Annotated in this window: 22 protein-coding genes and 1 pseudogene; 10 read left to right on the top strand and 13 right to left on the bottom strand. The window is 38.4% G+C overall.

All coding sequences use genetic code 11. The annotated features are described in order from the left end of the window. Position 1: 1 nt before the first annotated feature. The 7 genes and pseudogenes from gmk to HWX04_RS03005 all read right to left on the bottom strand — a co-directional run bounded on the left by gmk (position 2) and on the right by HWX04_RS03005 (position 6,400). Positions 2-667 (bottom strand): guanylate kinase, encoded by a 666-nt coding sequence (gene gmk, locus HWX04_RS03035; RefSeq protein WP_175868749.1) that lies wholly within the window; start codon positions 665-667, stop codon positions 2-4. Positions 668-966: 299 nt separating this feature from the next. Next, positions 967-2,067: pseudogene (mltG, locus tag HWX04_RS03030) on the bottom strand (endolytic transglycosylase MltG). Positions 2,068-2,170: 103 nt separating this feature from the next. Further along, positions 2,171-3,433 carry a beta-ketoacyl-ACP synthase II gene (gene fabF, locus HWX04_RS03025; protein ID WP_175868747.1) on the bottom strand — a complete coding sequence of 421 codons (1,263 nt, stop codon included), beginning with the start codon at positions 3,431-3,433 and terminating at the stop codon, positions 2,171-2,173. 101 nt (positions 3,434-3,534) lie between these two features. Continuing rightward, complete coding sequence (locus tag HWX04_RS03020; RefSeq protein ID WP_004860281.1) at positions 3,535-3,771, bottom strand: acyl carrier protein; 237 nt, start codon at positions 3,769-3,771, stop codon at positions 3,535-3,537. 263 nt (positions 3,772-4,034) lie between these two features. Beyond that, positions 4,035-4,772 (bottom strand): 3-oxoacyl-[acyl-carrier-protein] reductase, encoded by a 738-nt coding sequence (gene fabG / locus HWX04_RS03015; RefSeq protein WP_175868746.1) that lies wholly within the window; start codon positions 4,770-4,772, stop codon positions 4,035-4,037. An 18-nt stretch (positions 4,773-4,790) separates the two neighbouring features. After that, positions 4,791-5,735, bottom strand: coding sequence for an ACP S-malonyltransferase (gene fabD / locus HWX04_RS03010; protein ID WP_175868745.1), 945 nt, complete (start codon positions 5,733-5,735; stop codon positions 4,791-4,793). A 29-nt stretch (positions 5,736-5,764) separates the two neighbouring features. Further along, the gene (locus HWX04_RS03005) at positions 5,765-6,400 is read right to left on the bottom strand and encodes an undecaprenyl-diphosphatase (protein WP_175868744.1); all 636 of its coding nucleotides are present in this window, start codon (positions 6,398-6,400) and stop codon (positions 5,765-5,767) included. A gap of 345 nt (positions 6,401-6,745) precedes the next feature. On the opposite strand from HWX04_RS03005, the gene rpsF reads away from it, so the two are divergent. From rpsF to HWX04_RS02960, 9 genes are all read left to right on the top strand, one after another. Beyond that, positions 6,746-7,153 (top strand): 30S ribosomal protein S6, encoded by a 408-nt coding sequence (gene rpsF / locus HWX04_RS03000; protein ID WP_175868743.1) that lies wholly within the window; start codon positions 6,746-6,748, stop codon positions 7,151-7,153. Then, complete coding sequence (gene rpsR / locus HWX04_RS02995) at positions 7,153-7,401, top strand: 30S ribosomal protein S18 (RefSeq protein WP_175868763.1); 249 nt, start codon at positions 7,153-7,155, stop codon at positions 7,399-7,401. Before rpsF ends, rpsR begins: the two co-directional genes overlap by 1 nt. Before the next feature lie 151 nt (positions 7,402-7,552). Further along, positions 7,553-8,533 (top strand): hypothetical protein, encoded by a 981-nt coding sequence (locus tag HWX04_RS02990; RefSeq protein WP_175868742.1) that lies wholly within the window; start codon positions 7,553-7,555, stop codon positions 8,531-8,533. A gap of 29 nt (positions 8,534-8,562) precedes the next feature. Beyond that, positions 8,563-9,159 carry a 50S ribosomal protein L9 gene (gene rplI / locus HWX04_RS02985; protein ID WP_175868741.1) on the top strand — a complete coding sequence of 199 codons (597 nt, stop codon included), beginning with the start codon at positions 8,563-8,565 and terminating at the stop codon, positions 9,157-9,159. 588 nt (positions 9,160-9,747) lie between these two features. Then, complete coding sequence (locus HWX04_RS02980) at positions 9,748-11,238, top strand: replicative DNA helicase (RefSeq protein WP_175868740.1); 1,491 nt, start codon at positions 9,748-9,750, stop codon at positions 11,236-11,238. A 6-nt stretch (positions 11,239-11,244) separates the two neighbouring features. Next, the gene (radA, locus tag HWX04_RS02975; protein WP_175868739.1) at positions 11,245-12,624 is read left to right on the top strand and encodes a DNA repair protein RadA; all 1,380 of its coding nucleotides are present in this window, start codon (positions 11,245-11,247) and stop codon (positions 12,622-12,624) included. Between the two features lie 140 nt (positions 12,625-12,764). Continuing rightward, complete coding sequence (locus HWX04_RS02970) at positions 12,765-13,346, top strand: CvpA family protein (protein ID WP_175868738.1); 582 nt, start codon at positions 12,765-12,767, stop codon at positions 13,344-13,346. Between the two features lie 78 nt (positions 13,347-13,424). After that, positions 13,425-14,915, top strand: a complete 1,491-nt coding sequence (purF, locus tag HWX04_RS02965; RefSeq protein ID WP_175868762.1) for an amidophosphoribosyltransferase — start codon at positions 13,425-13,427, stop codon at positions 14,913-14,915. A 2-nt stretch (positions 14,916-14,917) separates the two neighbouring features. Next, positions 14,918-15,667, top strand: coding sequence for an SDR family NAD(P)-dependent oxidoreductase (locus HWX04_RS02960; RefSeq protein WP_175868761.1), 750 nt, complete (start codon positions 14,918-14,920; stop codon positions 15,665-15,667). 71 nt (positions 15,668-15,738) lie between these two features. Here HWX04_RS02960 and pssA read toward each other — a convergent pair whose 3' ends face one another. The 5 genes from pssA to cysS all read right to left on the bottom strand — a co-directional run bounded on the left by pssA (position 15,739) and on the right by cysS (position 21,629). After that, positions 15,739-16,590: a CDP-diacylglycerol--serine O-phosphatidyltransferase gene (pssA, locus tag HWX04_RS02955; protein ID WP_175868737.1), complete on the bottom strand. Its 852-nt coding sequence runs from the start codon at positions 16,588-16,590 to the stop codon at positions 15,739-15,741. Positions 16,591-16,599: 9 nt separating this feature from the next. Then, a complete protein-coding gene (locus HWX04_RS02950; protein WP_175868736.1) occupies positions 16,600-17,298 on the bottom strand; it encodes a phosphatidylserine decarboxylase in 699 nt (232 codons plus the stop codon). A 114-nt stretch (positions 17,299-17,412) separates the two neighbouring features. After that, the gene (locus HWX04_RS02945) at positions 17,413-19,296 is read right to left on the bottom strand and encodes an ABCB family ABC transporter ATP-binding protein/permease (RefSeq protein WP_175868735.1); all 1,884 of its coding nucleotides are present in this window, start codon (positions 19,294-19,296) and stop codon (positions 17,413-17,415) included. Between the two features lie 109 nt (positions 19,297-19,405). After that, complete coding sequence (locus HWX04_RS02940; protein ID WP_175868760.1) at positions 19,406-20,077, bottom strand: DUF421 domain-containing protein; 672 nt, start codon at positions 20,075-20,077, stop codon at positions 19,406-19,408. A gap of 43 nt (positions 20,078-20,120) precedes the next feature. After that, entirely contained in the window at positions 20,121-21,629 is a 1,509-nt protein-coding gene (cysS, locus tag HWX04_RS02935; RefSeq protein WP_175868759.1) for a cysteine--tRNA ligase, read from the bottom strand. 476 nt (positions 21,630-22,105) lie between these two features. Here cysS and HWX04_RS02930 point away from each other — a divergent pair, with 476 nt between their 5' ends. Further along, positions 22,106-22,477 (top strand): TIGR02301 family protein, encoded by a 372-nt coding sequence (locus tag HWX04_RS02930; RefSeq protein WP_175868734.1) that lies wholly within the window; start codon positions 22,106-22,108, stop codon positions 22,475-22,477. A 391-nt stretch (positions 22,478-22,868) separates the two neighbouring features. On the opposite strand, the gene HWX04_RS02925 is transcribed toward HWX04_RS02930, so the two are convergent. Then, a complete protein-coding gene (locus HWX04_RS02925; RefSeq protein WP_175868733.1) occupies positions 22,869-24,197 on the bottom strand; it encodes a dihydroorotase in 1,329 nt (442 codons plus the stop codon). Positions 24,198-24,222: the final 25 nt, after the last annotated feature.

Genomic DNA, 24,222 nt, shown 5'->3' with positions numbered 1-24,222 from the left:
ATTAATCAATCTTTTCAGCAATAAGTTTATCAACAAAAGAGCCAAGARAAGCACATCTCTCGCGTTTTACTGTTTCAGCTAAATAAATCGATTTAATAAGTGATAAAGATTGATCTAAATCCTCATTAATAACCACATAATCGTAAGAACGCCAATGCGCTAGCTCCGTTCGTGCATTTTCCAATCGTAAATTGATGATATCTTGGCTATCTTCTGCTCGACGATGTAAACGCGAAACAAGCTCTTTCATTGATGGTGGAAGAATAAAAACAGATACGGTGTCTCCTGGCATCTTTTTTTGCATCTGCTTGGTGCCTTGATAATCAATATCAAATAACATATCACGGCCAGCACTCAATGCATTTTCAACAGTTTCACGTAACGTGCCGTAATAATTCCCATGTACTTCTGCCCATTCAATCAATTCATCTCTATCACGTTTATATTCAAATTCTTCCTGTGAAATAAAATGATAGTGGAGTCCATCTACTTCACTGGGACGCTTTTTCCTTGTGGTCACACTGACAGAAAGCTCTAATTGTCCATCTTTTAAAAGCAACCGAGAAATTGTTGATTTACCAGCCCCTGAAGGTGAAGAGAGAATAAATAAAAAACCACGGCGTTGATTTTTTTTGAGAGTATTCAATTCACTTTCAATGACTGTCATTCCACCACTCTACTTTGTTTATAAATTTTTTTCAAAATTTGAACAATACCTTATCTCAACTTTTTCCTTAATCAATTATTTTTTTAGCAGTTCTCCATGCTATTCTACACTTTCATTGAGATAATTTATCATAAAATATATTAATTTCTTTCTTAAATATTTTGTATCGATACGCTAATCCCACTTATAACATACGAGAAAATGATTTTTTATCATTCTCATCAAAAATTTAAGGTGAAAAATCTTACTCTATTTGAGGTTCTCATTTACAATGCCCAAAGATGCGGTATCATTATAAATCAATGTTTTGCCTTTAATTCTCGCCACTTGCGAACATTCGCATTATGTTCCTCTAAAGTTCGAGAGAAAACATGTCCTCCTGAACCATCAGCAACAAAATAAAGCACATCACTGCTTGGTGGATGTGCCACCGCCTTCAATGAATCGCGACCTGGATTTGCAATAGCTGTTGGAGGCAAACCATTAATTTTATAAGTATTATAGGGTGTTTCCTTCTCAAGATCTGAACGGTAAATTGCACGGCCCGATGGCTTTCCTTTTCCTCCAAAGAGACCATAAATTACCGTTGGGTCCGATTGAAGACGCATATGCTTTGCAAGGCGGTTATAAAATACCGCAGCAACCATTGGTCTCTCTGCTGCAACTCCTGTTTCTTTTTCAACAATTGAAGCCAATATGACAAATTCATCAATTGATTTAATGGGTAAATCAGGTGAACGCATAGCCCATATTGCATGAATTAATTTCTTCTGTCCTTCGAGCAATCTGTTTATAATTTCTTTACGCGTTGTCCCCCGAAGAAAGCGAACCGTATCCGTCATCAAATAGCCTTCTGGAGGCAAAACTTTTGGAAGATCTCCAATCAAAATTTCATTTTCCGCTAATCGATCGAAAACTTGCTGAACCGTTAAACCTTCTGGTACTGTAAATGTATATTCGATGGATTTTCCTTTCACAAGAACATCCATAATATCGTGCATTGAAGCATGGGCTGGCATTAAATATTCACCAGCTTTCAGGTGACTTGTGTTTTTATAATAACCAACCCCATAAACAAAAATATCTGATGATCGAATGAAACCACGTTTTTCTAGTAATGAAGCAATTTCACGAATTCCTGTCCCCGGATGGATAAGAACAACTTGTTCTTCCTCAATTTTCCCCTTTTCTTCAAAAATACTTTTTCCAATATAAAGAAGTGCACTTATGCCGAAAAGAATAATCACAATCAGCATGAGAAAAAAATGACCAAGAATAACCAACGGATTACGGACGATAGATGATTTCTTTTGTTTTTTATGTGTTAACATACCGCAATTATCCGCTCAATGATTCGAAGAGGAATCACTTACGTCCTTTAGTGATGTTCCATTTTTCACATCGGACCTAACCCCTCAATAGCGATTAAGGATAATATTGTAATTTCTCATTTACCTTATAATAAAGGTAAAAACTCAAACAGAAATTAAGTGGAAATACTTATTATCCCCTAAAACGTCGCATCACCAACGATGCATTTGTCCCACCAAATCCAAAAGAATTGGAAAGAATCGTATCAATTTTTCGTTCACGTGGTTTGTGTGGGACAAGATCAATTTTTGTTTCAATCGATGGATTGTCAAGATTAAGTGTCGCTGGCGCTATATTATCTCGTATAGCTAAAACACAAAAAATAGCCTCCGCAGCACCGGCTGCACCAAGTAAATGCCCGATAGAAGACTTCGTTGATGACATAGAAACTTGTGGTGCATAATTTCCTAAAACACGCTCAACAGCTGCTAGCTCTATGGAATCAGCCATTGTTGATGTACCATGGGCGTTAATATAATCCAGTTCACTCACATTCACTTGTGCGCGCTTAAGAGCGGCCATCATACTACGCTGAGCCCCTTCACCACTTTCTGAAGGCGCTGTAATGTGATAAGCGTCACCCGATAAACCATAGCCTATAACCTCAGCATAAATACGCGCTCCTCGCCTTTTGGCATGTTCCAACTCTTCTAAAACAACAACAGCCGCTCCCTCCCCCATCACAAAACCATCACGATCAACATCATAAGGACGTGAGGCCCGTTCAGGATCATCATTGCGACAAGTAGAAAGAGCTCTACAAGCAGAAAATCCCGCAAGAGATATACGATTTATCGGAGATTCGGTCCCCCCTGCCACCATGACATCTGCATCTCCAAACATAATCAAACGTGCCGCATCACCGATCGCATGGGCCCCTGTCGAACAAGCTGTCACAACCGAATGATTAGGTCCCCGTAAACCATATTGAATAGACACATAACCAGAAGCAAGATTAATCAAACGACCTGGAATAAAAAAAGGAGAAACACGGCGCGGACCTTTATCACACAGTGTATAACCAGCTTCAACAATGCCCTCAATCCCCCCAATCCCCGAACCGATTAATACCCCCGTACAAATCTGATCTTCATCACTCTTAGGAAACCATTCAGCATCTGTAAGTGCTTGGTTAGCAGCAGCCATTGCATAAACAATAAATGCATCAACCTTACGTTGCTCTTTAGGTTCCATATACAAATCAGCATTATAGGTCCCCTCTGTTCCATCCCCTAAGGGGATACGCGCTGCAATCTGGCATGGCAAATCGGACACATCAAATTCAGTAATACGCCGAACACCACTTCTCCCTTCAAGAAGTCGTTTCCAACTATATTCAATATTACCAGCCAATGGAGACACCAATCCTAAACCAGTAACAACAACACGTCTCATAACTTCTAACCTTGAACTAAACTTTAGCTCTCAAAGCTCTTTTTTCAAAGGAGCCCCGCAGAATACAGGCAAAAGCAATGAATGCCTTTGCCCTTTAATCATCATGCAGAAGCTTTATCAATGAACTTGACTGCATCACCAACTGTGAAAATCGTTTCAGCAGCTTCATCTGGAATTTCTACACCAAATTCTTCTTCAAAAGCCATAACGAGTTCAACCGTATCAAGGCTATCAGCCCCTAGATCATCGATAAAGCTCGCATTTTCTACAACTTTATCAGCATTCACCCCAAGATGTTCCACAATAATTTTCTTAACGCGCTCTACTGTATCACTCATGTTGAAATCCTCGAATTTATATTTCCTATAATTTGGTTAACTATATCGGCTCATCTAATCAAGCAATAGATGCATTCCTTTAAAAGATTTTAGCAATGATTTAAAACATCCTGTGGATATCCCCTACAAAATGAACCAATCTGACATTCCGACATCAATTGATCAATAACCATGTTAAAGAAATAGCGCATCTTTCCATTTCAATCGTTATTCCTATCTAAAATAATACAGCTTATAAATCAATGTGGAATACAAGAAAATACTTAAATCATTGCCATTCCACCATTAATATGGAGAGTTTGTCCTGTCATATAAGCCGCTTCATCGCTCGCTAGATAAACAGCGGCAGTGGCTATTTCTTGCCCACTTCCCATACGCTTCATTGGAATCGCAGCCATAATGGCTTCTTTTTGCTTTTCATTAAGCTTATCTGTCATTGCAGATTGAATAAATCCTGGAGCAATACAATTGACAGTAATATTTCGTGAAGCAATTTCTTTTGCCAATGCTTTAGAAAAACCTATCACCCCTGCTTTTGCTGCGCAATAATTCGTTTGTCCAGGATTTCCTACAACACCAACAACAGATGTAATATTAATAATCCTTCCATAACGACGACGCATCATAAAATGTGTTAATTCGCGCGTCAAAAGAGAAGCAGCTGTTAGGTTAACTTCTAAGACATCATCCCAGTCTTTATCTTGCATACGCACAAAAAGACCATCCCTCGTGATTCCGGCATTGTTAACCAAAATATCAACGCCATCCATTTCTTTTTCTGCAACTTCAGCCAATTGTTTAATCGATAGACGTTCAGAAAGATTAGCAGGAAACACAAAAACATTCTGTCCTAATTCTGCAGCCACTTCTTTGAGCTTGTCTTCACGTGTTCCATGAAGTCCAACCATGGCTCCCCTTGCATGAAAACAACGTGCTATTGCCTCACCAATTCCTCCCGATGCCCCCGTTATAAGAGCTTTACGTCCTGTTAATCTAAACATTTTTTTACTCCTTATAGATTAAACGCCCAGCATTCCTAGCGCTGATTCTATTTCATCAACTGTTCCAACTGTTACCCCCTTTATATCCTTGTTAATACGGCGCGTTAAACCTGTTAATACTTTTCCAGAACCAACTTCAAAAAGCGTCTCAACCCCATTAACACCGATCCATTCTATTGTTTCACGCCACCGCACTCTTCCTGTCACTTGTTGAACAAGAAGAGTAGCAATACGCTCAGGATCACTTTCTGGTGCAACAGAAACATTGGCAATCAAAGGAACCATAGGGGTTATTTTGTTAACAGTCAAAAGTGCTTTCTTCATGGCATCCGCAGCAGGCTGCATTAAAGACGAATGAAAAGGTGCAGACACGGGAAGAAGAAGTGCACGTTTTGCACCTTTTGTTGATGCAATTTCTACCGCAGCCTCAACAGCTTTTGCTTTACCTGAAATAACAATTTGCCCACCACCATTATCATTGGCAATCTGGCATAGTCCTTCTCCAGAAACAGTTTGGCAAATTTCTTCCACAACGTGCTCTTCCAAACCAATAAGTGCTGCCATAGAGCCTTCACCAACTGCAACAGCAGCCTGCATAGCATTGCCACGAATGCGCAAAAGCCTAGCTGTATCTGTGAGACTCAATGTACCAGCAGCACAAAGAGCCGAATATTCACCTAAAGAATGACCAGCAACAAACTTTACCTTTTCTTCTATACGAAGCCCTAAGTGCTCCATCACACGAATGACAGCCATGGATACAGCCATTAATGCTGGTTGTGCATTGGCTGTTAACGTTAAAACATCTGCTGGTCCTTCAAAAATGATCTCTGATAATTTTTCACCCAAAGCATCATCAACTTCCTCGAAAACTATTCGCGCCGCAAAAAATTGCTCTGTAAGCGCCTTCCCCATTCCAACAAGTTGACTCCCTTGCCCTGGAAAAATAAAAGCTGCACCCATTAATAGACTCCTAAAATTGTGCAATTAAATTATTTTCTTTTGACCTTATTCATCCGCAAAAAGTCAAGATAAAGTGCTTTATTTAGAATAAATTCTCTCTTCAAATTATATTTTAAGGGTGGAATTTGATATAAAAACTTAGGAAAATATGGGGCTATAAACTGAATAACGCCCAGACTTATGAGACTTCCTAAAATTATACCTGCTAAAATATCAAAGGGATAATGTACACCCACAAATATGCGTGCCCAACAAATCAAGCATAAAAACACCACGGCAAATTTAAAAGTACCTTTGTATCCGAAAAAATAAAAGCTTACTGCATATGATGCAATGGTCAAGGCATGATTACTAGGAAAAGAAGCTGTTGCACGATGTTTAATCAGTGGTGTCGTCAACCCTACAACGAATGGGCGTGGATGAAAATAAATGAGAGAAATGAGATAACCTATAAAAAGAGCTATGCAAATGCTCAAGCAAATGCTTAGTACAACACATCGTTCCCTTTCTCCACCACAAAACCACAACACACAAAGATGAAGAGGAATAATGTAAATTAAAAACTTTGCACAAAAAACACTAAACAACACTAAAATTGACCAAGACTGATGGTGGCCTACAAACATCTTAAAGAGCATAACATCAATCTGGTTTAAAAAATCCATTTTTCTCTCCTTTATCTGTATGTTACAGCACTACCTCTTTGTAGAAGAGGGAAATATATTGATAATATATCAAGATTTAATAAATCCATTTTTTTATGTGCATAAACTTGCTATTTTAAGAGATAACCTGTAGATATGAAATGTTCGTTGCCGGCATTTAGCTGGAGGTTGAACGGAGGGCTGAAAAATATCAGTAGGAAATACAATGTTTCCGGCCTCCCGTGTCTCCGCTCTGAGATGTCTCAAATCGTAAACGCGTCCTTTCTTCTTTGGGTTTCCAAAAAAGACAAGTCGCAGAGGCTTTGCGCTAAAACCGGTAAGATTTAATTGAAGAAAGGCAAAACAATGGCTCTTTATGAACATATGTTTCTTGCCCGACAAGATATTGCACCGCAGCAAGTTGATGAACTTTTGAGCCTTTACAAAGGTGTCATTGAAACGCACGGTGGAAAGGTTGGGCGTGTAGAAAATTGGGGACTTCGTCCTCTTGCTTATCGTATTCGTAAAAACCGCAAGGCTTATTATGTATTGATTAATATTGACGCACCAACTGCAGCAATCGCTGAAATGGAGCGTCAGATGCGAATCAATGAAGATATTTTACGCTACATGACTATTCGTGTAGAAAAACACGAAAAAGAAAGATCTGCGATGCTTTCACATCTTGATCGCAATACTCACGTTGGTCAGGATGAAGAGCGCTCTCGTTCCCCGCGTCGTCAACGTGAAAATGCTATGGAAGGGGTAGAATGATGACTGATATAAATCAAAACTCTGCGCGTCGCCCTTTTCATCGTCGTCGTAAAACATGTCCTTTTTCAGGCGCTAATGCTCCTAAAATTGATTATAAAGATATCAAATTGTTACAACGTTATATTTCTGAACGTGGAAAAATTGTCCCTTCACGAATTACAGCTGTTAGTCAGAAAAAACAGCGTGAATTAGCTAATGCTATCAAACGCGCTCGTTTTTTAGGCTTACTTCCATACGTTATAAAGTAAACGATCAAAACACTTTGCAACTGGAGGAGTTCTCCAGTTGCTTTTCTTATATGGTTTAGAAAAATAGCTCATTGTATCTTATGTTAAGCTATTAAATATAAAAGTTGGGGTATCGATATGCCTCTAACTGCAGAAGGCAGGACAGCAATAAATGAATGAAAATCGTACTTATAAGATATTAACCGGTGTTTTGGCGGGATTGTTTGCTGTTGTGATAGGAATGGCAATTATTAGGGTTGCCAATATCGTTCCCTTTTTTTCTTTTCTTCTTGGCTGCTTTTTTTCATTGCCAATTTTTATTGTTGCGTTCAGTCAAGGAACATTTGCCAGCTTTATTGCCCTAATAAGTGCGACTGTTATTCTTTTCATTGCCACGGATATCTATATTGCACTTGGGCTTATGCTGTTATTTTTTCTTCCTGCTGTTTATGCCTCTTGGCTTCTTGGGCTTGCGAAAACAGCGCAAAAAGAAAACACATTGATATGGTACCCATTATCATCCGTTATTTTTCATTTAACCAACTTTATTGCTCTTATAGTTACCTTTATTGGACTCTATGTGAAAGCCAGTCCAAACACTCCTTTCATTGCAAAAAAAATCATTGAAAATATAGTACAAGCTCTACAACAATTGCCGGCATTAAAAGAAGCTAATATACTTAACTTTAGTGATTTTTTAATGGCACATGCTGCAATTTTAGCAGCTATCGCTATGGTATTTTATAGTTTGATTTTTCTCATTGGTAATCTTTATTTTTCAATGATAACAGCCCAATATATGAAGTGGCTGAAAAGACCTAGAGATGACTGGAGCAAAACTCTTCGCCTTCCAATTTCTGGAATTGTTATTTTCATCCTTGTTTCCATCGCATCAATGGCTGAATTGAGCGATTCTCTTAATTTTGCTACACTTGTCTTTATCTCTGCTTATACTGTCATCATATCAATTAGCGGTCTAGCCTATCTTCACAATATTACAAAAGGAATCAACGGTCGGATTATTATACTTTCTTTTGTTTATATTGCTATTTTAACTGTCTTTTTTTTCCCACCCATTCCTATCATGATGCTTTTGATGGGTATTTGGGCTGCTATTCAATACAACTTTCAATCACGCAAAAAACTTCCCTAAATTTATTTATTTGTTCGAAAGGAAAAACTATGGATATTATTCTACTTGAGCGCATTCCTCATCTTGGTCAGATGGGTGATATTGTCTCCGTGAAAGATGGTTATGCACGTAATTTTCTCCTGCCTCAAGGGAAAGCTTTACGCGCAAATGAAGCTAATAAAAAACATTTTGAGATCCAACGCGCACAACTTGAAGCACGTAATCTTGAACGCAAAAGCGAAGCACAAAAAATTGCTGAAAAACTTGATGGTCAATCCTTTATTGCTGTTCGTTCTGCTGGTGAAACAGGACAACTTTATGGATCTGTGTCAACGCGTGATATTGCTGAAATCATAACAGATGAAGGTTTCTCTATTGGGCGAAATCAAATTGAACTTAATCATCCAATAAAAATGATCGGGCTTCATACAATTACTCTTAGCCTCCATCCTGAAGTTCAAATTTCTGTGGTTGTTAACGTTGCACGTTCCGCCAGTGAAGCACAACGCCAAGCAGAAGGTGAAACGCTCATTTCTGCTGAAGAAATATATAATCTTCAAGAAGAAATATTAGAAGAAAATCAGGAGGAATTGTTGGCAGAAGAAATTAATGACAACGATATAAACAATCCTCATCAAGAAGCTTAATTGTTTCTTTTGCTTTCTGTTTTATCTCTTTTATTTCATTTATAATATTGGTCATAAAATACTCACGCTTTAAAATTGAGTATTTTATGACTATCGTGTATAGCTGTTTTTTAAAAGAATTAGAAAATATATTATCTAAAGATATTGCATGCCTAAAATGATAATATCACTAAAAGGAAGTATTTTTTCCAGCATGGAAATAAAAAATAATTTAAAATTCTATCCTAAGAGTAAGGTTTGCGTGAGTGGTAAGTTGATTACATCTTCATATGATCTGAAATAATTTCAACCACAGAAAAGTAATTCTGCTTACACCAATATTAGAATTTTAAGATCATACAACTTCAACATACTTAAATTTAGATTATCGGAACTGCCACTTAAAAATCACATATTATAAAAATAAAACATAGGAAAAATATGTTATATAAATAATACACGAATAATCAATGAGCAACGAAAAGAGAGTTTTTAAAAATTATATGATTTTAACTTAAAATGAAGCTTTGTAGCTCTATTCTTTATTATGTGCGTCCTTTAATTTATCGCCTAAAGTAGCTAGAATCAGAATTTTAGTGGAAAAATATTATGGAAGAAACTAGCGTTGTTAATGTCATCTCTTCGAAAAAAGAAGATTCTCCTTCTTTTCGGCAACTTCCACATAATATTGAAGCTGAACAGGCATTACTTGGTGCCATCTTTATCAATAATGATTCTCTCGACCGCGTTTCTGATTTTCTAAAGCCAGAACATTTTTTTGAACCGTTGCATAAAAAGATTTATGCGGTTTTATCTCACCTTATTAAAACAGGAAAACGTGTAGATCCGGTTACGATCAAGCCTTATATCCAAATGGAAGAGAAAATTGGAGATATTACCGTATATCAATATGTTGTTCGCTTAGCCAAAGAGGCAGTCACCATTATTAACGCTGAAGATTATGGACGCGTTATTTACGATCTTTTTATCCGTCGTTCTTTGATTAACCTTGGAACTCAAGTTGTCAATACAGCCTTTGATGCTCCTGTAGAGCTTACGCCTACCCAACAAATTGAAACTGTTGAAAATCAGTTGTTTGAGCTCGCAGAAAAAGGGAAATATGGAGGCGGATTTGAAAATTTTAATGAGGCTGTCAAAAAAGCTATCGATATGGCAAGTGCTGCGAAAAAGCGCTCTTCACAATTATCGGGGATAGCTACCCATATTAAAACACTTGATGAAAAAATGGGAGGATTACAAGCATCTGACTTAATTATCCTTGCAGGACGCCCTGGTATGGGGAAAACTTCACTAGCCACCAACATTGCCTTTAACATTGCTAATGCTTATAATCACAATGGCAATATCCAGGAAAATGAAGGAGGCGTTGTAGGGTTCTTCTCCCTTGAAATGTCCTCAGAACAGCTTGCAACGCGTATTATTTCTGAACAAACAGAAGTCTCTTCTTCTGATATTCGACGGGGTAATATTTCAGATGAGCAATTTTCAAAAATAATTCGTGCAGTAAACCAGCTCCAAAAAGCTCCTCTTTATATTGATCAAACTGGGGGAATATCAATTACGCAACTCGCTGCCCGTGCGCGGCGTCTTAAGCGGCAACATGGTTTAGATGTCTTGTTTATTGATTATATCCAACTCATGACAAGCAGTTCAAAACGTTCATCAGAAAATCGTGTTCAAGAGATCACAGAAATTACGACTGGGCTCAAGGCCTTAGCTAAAGAGTTGAATATCCCTATTATCGCTCTGTCACAGCTTTCACGTCAAGTCGAAAACAGAACGGATAAACGGCCACAACTCTCGGATTTACGTGAATCTGGTTCAATTGAGCAAGATGCTGACATCGTCCTTTTTGTCTATCGCGAAGAATATTATTTCAAAAATGAAGAACCCAAATTAGGCACTGTGGAACATCAAAAATGGCAAGATGAAATGGATAAAATTATGGGAAAAGCTGATGTTATTGTTGCAAAACAACGTCACGGGCCAACAGGAATCGTGCCCCTTGCCTTTCAATCTGACTTTACACGCTTTAGTGATCTGGCAGATAGCAATTATCTTCCAGAGCAAATTGGCTAAATCACCATGGCACGCCCTCGTATTCAATTTATCTGTCAAAATTGTGGAACCGTCCATTCTCGTTGGGCAGGGAAATGTAGTGCCTGTGGAGAATGGAATTCTCTTGTTGAAGAAAATATAAATGGCGGCATAGGAAGTGGTCCTAAGCAAAACAATACACGTAAAGGACGCATTGTCGCTCTTACATCTCTTTCTGGAGATATCCAAGATGCTCCACGTATTCATTCTGGTCTTGCTGAACTTGATCGTGTTACCGGAGGGGGCTTTATCCGTGGATCAGCTCTCCTTGTTGGTGGTAATCCAGGTATTGGAAAATCAACATTACTAACACAAACAGCGGCTGCTTTATCACGCAAAGGATATCATGTGATCTATGTCTCAGGTGAAGAGGCTATTGCGCAAATTTGTTTGCGTGCGCAAAGGCTTGGAGCTCATAATACAGAAGTAAAACTTGCTGCTGAAACCAATGTTGAAGATATTCTTGCAACCTTAAGCGAGCATAAAAACCTTGATATGGTGATTATCGATTCGATTCAAACCTTATGGTCGGATTCGGCAGATTCAGCACCCGGCACTGTCACACAAGTCCGTATTGGTGCTCAAGCTATGATACGCTTTGCTAAGAAAACAGGAGCCACTGTTATTCTTGTTGGTCACGTGACAAAAGATGGGCAAATTGCCGGTCCTCGGGTCGTTGAACATATGGTTGATGGCGTCCTCTATTTTGAGGGTGAAGGAGGGCATCATTATCGCATTCTTAGAACTGTAAAAAATCGCTTCGGACCAACAGATGAAATTGGTGTCTTTGAAATGTCTGACAAAGGATTACGCGAAGTGATAAATCCATCCGAATTGTTTTTAGGAGAACGCAATGAAAAAGCACCTGGCGCTGCTGTTTTTGCGGGGATGGAGGGAACACGACCGATATTGGTGGAAATTCAAGCCCTTGTTGCTCCCTCTTCCCTTGGAACACCACGACGTGCGGTTGTCGGATGGGATGGAAATCGTCTTTCTATGATTCTTGCCGTTTTAGAAGCCCATTGCGGCATTCGTTTTGGACAGCATGATGTCTATCTGAACGTAGCAGGTGGATATCGTATATCAGAACCTGCTGCGGATTTAGCTGTAGCCGCTGCTTTGGTATCTTCTCTTGCCAATATCCCTTTGCCAACCGATTATGTATATTTTGGTGAAGTCAGCCTTTCAGGAGCTACTCGCGCTGTTGCACATTCAGCACAACGCATCAATGAAGCAAAAAAACTCGGCTTTCAGGGAGCATTTCATCCCACGACAACAACCGAAATGATGAAGTCGCTCAATTTTCAACAAAAAACTTTCTCCGACCTTTCCGAACTCATTGCCACTCTTACTGCAAGTAAAAAATGATCTACGCCACAGGCAGGATAATATAGAAAAAATGCTATAAAATACAAAATATCCTTGCTATAAGAATAAAAAATGACATAACTGAAGTATATTTGCATACAGATTTAAAGAAAACAATTTTATATATAAGGAACAAACAAATGATCATAACAATCCTTGATGGAATTGTCGTAGTAATCATCCTGTTGTCCGCTTTTCTTGCTATGCTTCGAGGGTTTTCACGTGAGGTTTTATCGTTGATTTCTTGGGCAGTTGCAGCTGTTACAACTCTGTTTTTATTCAAACCTGTCTTACCTTTCTTTGGACAATATTTCTCTAATAAAATGATTGCATTGATCACAACATTGGTCACAATTTTTATTATTGTTCTCATCATTACTTCGATTATTACAATGAAAATCTCCGATTTTATTATTGATAGTCGAATTGGTATCCTTGACCGTACTATTGGTTTTATTTTTGGAGCACTTCGCGGTTTACTAATTATGGTCATCGGTATATTGCTAATTAATGCCCTGATCAAACCCGAACACCAAGCAAAATGGTTAAAAGATGCTAAAACAAGGCCTATTTTAGATTCACTGGGACAAAAAGTTTGGGAAACACTCCCAAAAGATCTTGGATCTGTTCTCGAAAAGGCAGAAAGTTTATTTAAAGACAGCGATAAATATACGAATAAGCAACACCCTCCTGAAAAAACACTTCTCAAAAATGGAGAATAGCTTTTCATAAGGAAAGAGAACTAAATGATGTAAAATGTGATATGAGTGATTCCTCTCTATCACAACTGAAAGAATATGATGATCAAAAGCGATATTTCCTGTCAAAAATTTTCATTAGATGATGATACCCTTCATGAAGAATGTGGGGTTTTTGGCATTCTTGGGCATGAAGAGGCAGCAACATTAACCGCTCTTGGACTCCACGCACTCCAGCATCGTGGGCAAGAAGCAGCTGGTATTGTTTCTTATCACAATAAAATGTTTCATCAAGAAAAGCATTTAGGTCTTGTTGGTGATCACTATACAAACCCTGCCACACTTGCACGCTTACCAGGTAATCGCGCTATTGGACATACCCGTTATTCAACAACTGGAGAAGTGGCATTACGCAATGTTCAACCTCTTTTTGCTGAATTGAAAGTTGGAGGTATTGCTATTGCGCATAATGGTAATCTTACCAATGGTCTTACATTGCGCCGTGAACTCATCGCTTCCGGTGCTATCTGTCAATCAACGTCAGATTCAGAAGTTTTTCTCCATCTTATTGCCCGCTCACGTTATGAATCGTCTTCTGATCGTTTTGTTGATGCAATTCGGCAAGTAGAAGGTGGGTATGCTATGTTAGCGCTCACACGTACAAAGCTTATTGCGGCACGAGATCCAACAGGAATTAGACCTCTCGTGATGGGAGAACTTGATGGTAAGCCTATCTTTTGTTCTGAAACTTGTGCTCTTGATATTATTGGAGCAAAATATGTCCGTGATGTTAAAAATGGAGAAATCATCATATGTGAAATACAAAAAAATAAGGAAATTACGAAAAAAATTATAAAACCAGAAAATGCAAAACCAGAAAAACTTTGCTTGTTTGAATATGTTTATTTTGCCCGCCCAGATTCAATCGTTGGGGGACGTAGTGTCTATACAACACGCAAAAATATGGGAATCCGTTTAGCACAGGAAGCCCCTTGTGAAGGTGATGTCGTGATTCCTGTTCCAGATGGTGGAACACCTGCCGCAATTGGCTATGCACAAGAAATTGGAATTCCTTTTGAGCTTGGTATTATTCGTAATCACTATGTTGGCCGCACTTTTATCGAACCAACACAACAAATTCGCGCTTTTGGTGTCAAATTAAAGCATTCTGCAAACCGTCCTGTTATTGAAGGAAAACGTGTTATTCTGGTTGATGACTCTATTGTACGAGGAACAACATCCCTTAAAATTGTACGCATGCTTCGCGATGCAGGAGCAAAAGAAGTTCATATGCGCATTTCTAGCCCTATGATTTTCTATCCTGACTTTTATGGCATTGATACACCTAAAGCTGAAAGCCTTTTAGCGAATCAATATCCAGATTTAGAATCTATGTGTAATTTTATTGGAGCAGACTCTTTAGAATTTCTTTCAACGGATGGATTATATCTTGCTGTAGCAGGAGAAAAACGAAATAACGACGATCCACAATTTACTGACCATTATTTTACTGGATATTATCCTACGCATCTGGTTGATCAAGAAAATCTCTCCAAAATTCATCAATCATCTGTTCTTAAAACAAGAGATTAATGATGATAAAGCATGACTTTAATCTCCATGGGCGTGTCGCACTTGTTACTGGTGCATCAAGAGGTATTGGTTATTATTTGGCACTCGAACTCGCCGCACGCGGCGCTCATATTATTGCTCTTGCACGAACAGTCAGTGGACTTACTGAATTGGACAATCAAATCCGAGAAAAAGGGGCTCTTGCTACCCTTGTTCCACTGGATTTGCATCATATGGAAAACATCGATGCCCTTGCACTCTCAATTGCCAATCGCTGGAAAAAACTCGATATTATCGTTGCAAATGCAGGAACCCTTGGATCACTCTCACCCATAGCACATATAGAAAATACGGTCTTTGAAGATGTTTTTAAAATAAATCTTTTCAGTCAATGGCGCTTAATGAAAGCCGTTGAGCCTTTATTACGTGAATCTGATGCTGGACGAGCCATCCTGTTATCTTCAAGCGTTGCACATGTTGCACGCCCTTTCTGGGGGGCTTATGCAGCCTCTAAAGCGGCTTTAGAAATGATTTCCCGCTGTTGGGCAGAAGAACTCAAACAAACCCCTATCAAGATTAATTGTGTCAACCCTGGAGCCACACGCACTGCCATGCGCGCTGAAGCTATGCCTGGTGAAGATCCACAAACGCTCCCCTCACCACAAGAGGTTGCAAAAAAAATAGTTCATTTGCTATCCCCTGATTTAAAAGAAACTGGAAAACTCTTTAATGTCCGTAAAAATCGGTTTGTGGATTATCATATCCCTCATTGATCATCATCTGAGACGCAAATCATTGAATCTCTCTCTTTTTCCTGTACTTCTCAACAGAAGAATGAAGCATTTTATGATTCTTGGATAGCTTTAGCATCAGCCTTTTTTTCTTCTAAAGAAGCTTCTAAAGCAGCGCGTTTATTATAAGCGACAAAACTATAGGGGAGAAAAATGATATAGCTCACAGCTGTAATCAATAAAGTTTTCCATGTGTAAGTCGCAAGAAAACCGACATAAATAACAATGAACAACATGCAAGGTATAACAATATCACGCCTCAAATTTTGATCAATTGTCTTTGCATTCCACACTGGTAAACGACTAATCAAAAGAAAAGCAATAATTACAGTATAAAGACTAAAAAATAATGCCCACCCCCAACTGGGGACCAAACCAAGAGCGCCTAAATAGGTAGGCAATAAAAGGAGTAACGCGCCAGCAGGTGCAGGAACACCAACAAAATAACTTTTCTGCCATTGTGGTATATCAGCATTATCCAACATCACATTAAAACGCGCTAATCGCAAACAACAAGCAACACAATAAACAAGAGCCGCAACCCAACCAATGTGGTTTGCTTGATTCAAAATAAAAGAATAAACAATAAGTGCAGGAGTAACACCAAAATTGACAATATCAGCAAGAGAATCCATCTGTGCCCCGAAAGATGAACTACCATCTATTAAACGTGCAATGCGACCATCAGCCCCATCTAAAACTGCGGCCAAAAGCACCATTAAAATAGCAGCCTCATAGCGATTCTCAAAAGCCAAACGAATGCTGCTCATCCCTGCGCAAATTGCTAAAATAGTAATGATATTGGGAATAACATACCGCATTGATGTAGGTGAACGTCGCCGATTTGCAACATCATCGTGCTGCCCCTCAGGATTGAATGAAGAAAATAGCGAAAAAATTTTCATTGCGTGGTCCTAATCGTATCTGAAATCCGTTGTGGCACTGTTATCATCAAAAGAACCCAAAACTGTCTCTCCAGCAATTGCTATCTGCCCAACAGCAACACGCAATTTAATTTCAGTTGGTATATAAATATCAATGCGAGAACCAAAACGAATCAATCCAAATCGCTCTCCCGTGATAACGGCATCATCTTCTTTTAACCAACAAACAATCCGACGAGCAAACATCCCTGCTATTTGTACGATACCAATTTTACCATGTTTGCTATCAATAACCACCCCATTCCGCTCATTAAATTGGCTAGCCTTATCAAACTCCGCATTGGTAAACCGACCTGGATAATAAACGATAGACTCTACTGTACCACTGATAGGAATACGGTTGATATGGCATGAAAAAACATCCATAAAAATGGAAATACGGATCATTTCATCTTTCCCTAAGCCTAATTCTTCAGGTGGAACACATGATTCCACAAATGAAATACGCCCATCTGCAGGTGCCAGAACCCAATTAGAATTCAAAGGGATCACACGATCTGGATCACGGAAAAAATATATACACCAGACAGTGAAAACAAGACCACACCAAAATAACGGGGCCCATATCCAACCAACAATGAGCGAAATAACAAAAAATGCTATAATAAAAGGATAGCCTTCTTTGTGAATCGGCGCAAAGCTATTATGGACAGATTGTAGAATACTCATATAATTTCCTATTCATCCTAAACTTAAAACAAGCAATAAATCTTTTTGTTCCTCTTGCTTTTATGTATTTAATCAATCACTCTCTATAAAGATATAGATTAGATTTTGCCCTATTTATTTTTTCCGATTAACAATACCTGTCTCATCTTCTTCACGCATTTTACGTAATTTTTCTTCAGCTTGTGATGCTTCAAGCTGCTTATTCCACATTGAAGCATATAAGCCTTTCTTTCGTAAGAGCTCTGTATGCGTTCCATTTTCAATAATACGACCACTTTTAAGAACCAAAATTTCATCAGCATTGATAACCGTAGAAAGACGATGTGCAATAATCAATGTTGTACGTCCACGGCTTACAATATCCAATGCTTGTTGAATTTCCTGTTCCGTCGCCGTATCAAGAGCCGCTGTTGCTTCATCTAGAATAAGCAGTGGGGGAGCTTTTAAGAGTGTTCTTGCAATAGCCACACGTTGTTTTTCACCCCCTGATAATTTGAGTCCACGCTCTCCTACCATAGACTGAAAACCTTCCGGTAACCTCTCAATAAATTTTGATATTTGTGCCATTTCAGCAGCTTTGTGAATCTCTTCATCTGTCGCATTTGGTCGCCCATAGCGAATATTATAGGCAATTGTATCATTAAATAACACCGTATCTTGTGGAACCATGCCGATCGCTTCACGCAAACTTTTTTGTGTTATGTCACGAATATCTTGCCCGTCAATTGTAATAGAGCCTGCATCAACATCATAAAACCGAAAAAGTAATCGAGAAATGGTTGATTTACCTGCACCCGATGGACCGACAATGGCGACTGTTTTTCCTCCAGGAACTTCAAAATCAATATCTCTGAGAATCTGACGCGTTGAATCATAAGAAAACTTTACCTGATGAAAACGAATGGTCCCATCGCTTATCTCTAACGGTGTAGCATCCGATTTATCAACGATCTCCTGCGGAATATCTAAAAGATCGAACATCGCTTCAACATCCGTTAAACCTTGTCGAACATCACGATAAATTGAACCAATAAAATTCAGTGGAATGGAAAGTTGCATTAAAAGAGCATTAATAAAAACAAAATCTCCTAAAGTTTGTGTCTTATAAAAAACTTCATAAGCTGACAGCAGCATCATGATCGTCATTCCAATCCCAAAGATAAGAGCCTGGCCAAAATTAAGCCAGCTTAATGATGTCCAAATCTTTGTTGCGGCTTTTTCATAACCTGCCATAGAAGCATCAAAACGATCGGCTTCCAGAGTTTCATTGCCAAAATATTTGACCGTTTCAAAATTCAAAAGAGAATCAACAGCGCGCATATTTGCTTCAGTATCTGCTGTATTCATTTGTTGCCGAATACGAATACGCCAATCACTCGCCTTAACAGTAAACAAGGTATATAAAAAAACCGTTACAACAACAATGAGAAGATAATGCCATCCGTAATTAATGTAAAATACAAGGGCCGTTAATATAAATTCTAAAACTGTCGGGACAGTATTAAGAATTGAAAATCTTACGATTGCTTCAATTCCTTTTGTCCCACGTTCAATCACACGAGAAAGCCCACCAGTTCGGCGTTCTAAATGAAATCGTAAAGATAACTCATGAATATGTACAAAGATTTTATAAGCTAATTGACGAACCGCATGTTGACCAACAGTAGCAAAAAGAGAATCGCGTAATTGATTTAATCCAGCCTGCAAAATACGTGCAACATTGTACGCCAAAACGAGCATGATGGGAATAATCCAACTGGATGAAAACCATTCAAGAAGCTGAAAGCTTGCATCAAGCACATTCGTAGAATATTTAAAGAAATACGGTACAGATATAAGAATGAGCTTGGCCAAAACAAGATAAAATATTGCCCACAGTACACGTATTTTTAGATCACGCCGATCTGCCGGCCACATATAAGGCCATAAATTGTAAAGTGTGTGCAGAGTTTTCCCTGTATCTGATGATACAGTTTTTGTCATTTCATTACGTTTCATAAAGCCCTTACTTCTCTATCATCCACACAAACAGCCCAAATATCCCCCTCCTGTAGTTGTTTATAAGTTTCTTGCGCTTCTAGATAAGCTACCTACTCGTTGTTTGAAGTTAGACTGTTTTTGAAAAAGGAACAAGAAATAATCCACTATACAGTTTATTATTTTGATCTGTATTCTCATACCACTCTGCTGCAAATAAATTTTCAACTTTTACATGCTTTTTTTTCAATTCTGCCTGAAGCCACTTTTTTGTTTTACCAATCTCTTTAAGGCCATCATCAATAACTTCACCATTTTCTACGACAATTGTCGATTTTTTCCCCTCGTCCCTTTTAATAACAGTGCAATCACCATTCGTTTCTAAATGAACAAAAGCTGCTTCATGTAAACTACAGCCTTTAATGCGCAACATAGTAATCAAATCATTCACACTGATCCCTAAGTTTTTAATCTGTTCCATTTGAAATACACCATCTAAAACCAGTGCAATATTTCGTCCCGCAATGAGACGACGAAAAAAAACTGAATAGCGTGAAAAAAAATTAAAAGAGGTAATCAAAGCTTGCCAAATTAATAAAACAAGCAACAATTGAATGCAACTAATATTCTGATTATAAATAACGCCTCCAATGATACTTCCCATCACAAAATTACTGACCAAATCAACGGGTGTCATCTGACTAAGACTTCCACGCCCTGTCGTTCTTAAAATAAATAGGAAGGCAACAAGACCTACAGCCAGCTTAAGCGCGATATATCCATAATGATATAAAAACTCCATCATATTCTCCCTTTAATTTATGAAAGCTGCTGGAATAAAGAAATTAGAGTCGTTTTATTTCCCACACGGTTATGCGCTCACCACTCTGCGGATCCTTACTATCTTTTAAGAGAACCCCCTCGGCTGCAAGCTCATCACGAATTGTATCCGCAGCTTCCCACTCTTTATTATGGATAAGCCGCAGTCTTTCGGCAATACGCTGATCAATAAATTTTGAATCAAGAGACGTTTTTTTTATAAATAATGGGCAGTCTATTTCTTTAACCCATTCTTGTCGTAATAGTCCTAATAAACTCATCCCATTAGAAAGAGCCAAAGCATCTCCTGCTTTATAAAATTTTCGCAAAAGAGTTAATGCTTTTGGTGTATTAAGATCATCCCTGAGGGCATCTATCAAAGTATCATCAATCACTTCATTTCTTTCCATCATACTCTTTTTGCTGCGAAGCAATTCATACCAACGATACAGTTCACTGCTCGATTGCATTAAACGCTGCGCTGTCCAATTTAATGGTTCACGATAATGTGTTTGAAGCATCGAAAAACGTGCAGACAAACCCGCCCAATTTTGCTTCATTTCATCGGTTAAAACACCATTAAATTCCAAAAAATTATTTTCTAAAACAGAACGAATGGTTATGAAGTTGCCAAAGCTTTTCGACATCTTTTTCCCTTCAACTTGCAAAAAGCCGTTATGCATCCAAAAATTAGCCATTCGCTCCGTCCCAAAAGCTGAACAACTTTGTGCAATCTCATTTTCATGGTGAGGAAACATTAAATCAAGCCCACCACCATGGATATCAAAAATATTCGCGATCGGATCATCACAAGTTAAACCACCACCATAAGGCGCTAATAACTTTGCCATTGACATTGCGGAACATTCAATATGCCAACCTGGACGACCTAAAACAGGTATTCCGGCCGGCGACTCCCAACCTGGCTCTCCTTCCACAGAAGGCTTCCATAAAACAAAATCCATCTCCTCCCGTTTATAAGCAGCAACATCGATACGCGCCCCCGCCCTCATTTCATCTAAAGAACGATTTGAAAATACCCCATAATGTGGAGGATTTTTTATGCTGTTCACAGAAAACAACACATGATTTTCCGCTTTATAAGCGTGCCCCTTTTCAAGCAATCTTTCGATGAGCGCGTGCATCTCCTCTAAGTGCTCTGTTGCACGCGGCTGGCTGGTTGGCAATAGACAACCAAGTGCTATTGTATCTTGTTGAAACTGAGAATATGTACGTTCTGTTAATTGACGAATAGCCTCATTCAATGACAAATTTGGATATTCGTGGGCGGCTCGTGCATTAATTTTATCATCGACATCTGTAATATTACGCGCATATAGAACATGATCATTGCCATAAACATGACGCAATAAGCGAAATAAAATATCAAAAACAATGACAGGGCGTGCATTTCCTATATGCGCATAATCATAAACTGTTGGGCCACAAACATACAGACGTACTTTTGTCGGATCTATTGGTGTAAAATTTTCTTTTTTACGTGTCAGCGTATTATAAAATCGCAACTCTTTCATCATTATACTCCGTGAACGATATTACACACCGCTCCTTTAGATGTCTCTTATCTTAAATGATCACATTATACGGTTTAGACTAAAACTTTCACCTTATAGTCACTTCTTCTTTCTCTATTGTATTCACGGCTGTCTCCATCAATTTATCATAAAAAAATCTCTTTTATTTGATTGGACAAAAGTATTCTATAGATAGAGAGCTTTTACCCCCTTGAAGACAACAAGTTTAGAAAAAAATTTCATAAGCAATAGAATATTTATATGAAAAATAGATTACAGGAAGCAAATCTTAAAACACGCAAAGCTTCATCAGTATTTTCAATATTCCACAATGGCTTCCTTACTGTCTCTTACGCCCTATATTTTATCATTAATCATTGAGAATAATGTCGCAATTAACCCTATTTTTTACATTGTTCTCACGACACAATTCTTTTATCTGTACAGAGTTTTATTCAAAGAAAGCAATAAAAATAATGCGTAATAAATTGAGAACAATCATTGTTTTAATATTTCTTGTCATTTCAATGCCAACCTTTGCGCAACGATCTCCACCTTATGAGAAAAAATTACTTCGTCTCGCAGAAATTTTAGGATCTCTGCATTTTCTCCAAAATCTTTGTGAGCCTCCAACAAACCAATGGTATGATTATATGAACGCACTCATTGAAACAGAACACCCTATTCCACAAAGACGCGCTTATTTTTATGAAGCATTCAATGAGGCGTATCGTGCTTTCTCAGAAAATTATCATCATTGTACACAAACAGCCCTTGAAGCCAATCAAAGATATATTAAAGAAGGAAGAACTTTATCTGAAAACCTTCTCATGCAGTATAGCAATTAACCTGTATAAAAAGTATCACCTTCAATTTAAGTGATATCAATGATGCCCCCTTCATGAAGAGAGCAATAAGTTGTCTTCTAGAAAATAGAAAAACTTTTGCAGAATAATGCCTTGATATGCTTTTCCTCTGTAGAAAATCATTCTTTAGCTTCCTTCCCCCTTAAAGGATGCAATTCTTAACCCAATCTGGTTTGTAAATAGCCCAAATTCTCGTGAATTCCACTTTGCTTTCCGCCTATGTGATTTGCTTCATTAAAACTCTACAAAAAAGCCTAAGACATTCATCACACACTAAACAACATTTATGTGTCAAGGGAGCTGATATACCTTATATCACATCACCGCTCTAAAAGATGATGTTTTTGGCATAACAGGATAAAACTTATGCTGTTTACACCAAAGTTTCTATAAATTTAACAGGCTCTCCTTGTGAAGAAGTGACAATTTCACCTTCCCACATAACACGCATACCACGAATAATAGTCCCAACAGGCCAACCTTTAACCTTTTGACCATCATAAGGTGTCCAACCGGCACGCGAACCAATTAAGTTATTCGTAATAACTTCTTCTCGTTTAAGATCAATAATGGTCAAATCGGCATCATATCCAACAGCAAGACGTCCTTTACAACTGATACCAAAAATACGACTAGGGCCATGTGAAGTGAGATCAACAAAACGCTCAAGAGACATTTTTCCAGCATTCACATGTGTCAACATAATTGCTGCTGTTGTTTGAACTCCTGTCATTCCTGAAGGTGAAGAGGGATAAGATTGAAGCTTGTCCTCAAGGGTATGAGGCGCATGATCTGAGCCCAAAACATCAATAATCCCCTGTTGAACACCATACCAAAGAGCTTCACGGTGGCGCGATTCACGAATAGGTGGATTCATCTGAATTAATGTACCAAACTGCTTATAATCATCAGCCGTAAGAGTTAAATGATGGTGTGTCACTTCAATTGTTGCGACATCTTTATGTTTTTGTAGAAAATCAATTTCTTCTGCTGTTGAAAGATGTAACACGTGAATGCGTGCTTTCGTCTCATGAGCAATTTTTACCAAACGCTGTGTGCACTTTAACGCCGCAACCTCATCACGCCAAATCGGATGTGAAGAGACATCTCCTTCAATACGCAGTATTTTACGCTCTTTAAGCCTTTCCTCATCTTCAGAATGAAAAGCTGCACGACGGCGTATACTTTTCAAAATAAGACGTACACTTTCATCATCATCGACCAAAAGATCACCGGTAGAAGATCCCATAAAGACTTTAATTCCAGCTGCACCAGGAAGTCTTTCTAATTCAGAGAGTTCATGAGCATTTTCACGCGTTCCTCCAACCCAAAATGCAAAATCACAATGCATTCGATGAAATCCGCGCTTAACCTTATCGCATAATATTTCTTCTGAGGTTGTCAATGGATTGGTGTTAGGCATCTCAAACACTGCTGTAACCCCCCCTAACACAGCAGAATATGAGCCACTTTCCAAATCTTCTTTATATTCATTACCTGGCTCACGAAAGTGCACTTGACTATCAATAATTCCCGGCAAAATATGAAGCCCCGTACAATCAATCACCTCACCAGCCGAGGCAGATGTAAGGTCGCCAATTTCAGCAATACGGCCATTTGTAACACCAATATCACGCTTGCTTTTTCCATCATGATTCACAAGTGTTGCACCTTTAAAAATTGTATCAAATGTTTTAAACATAGCCACGCTCCTTACATATTGCTCA

This window comes from Bartonella gabonensis (assembly GCF_903679515.1).
Classification (GTDB): Bacteria; Pseudomonadota; Alphaproteobacteria; order Rhizobiales; family Rhizobiaceae; genus Bartonella; species Bartonella gabonensis.
This window is presented reverse-complemented; position numbering and strand designations above follow the sequence as displayed.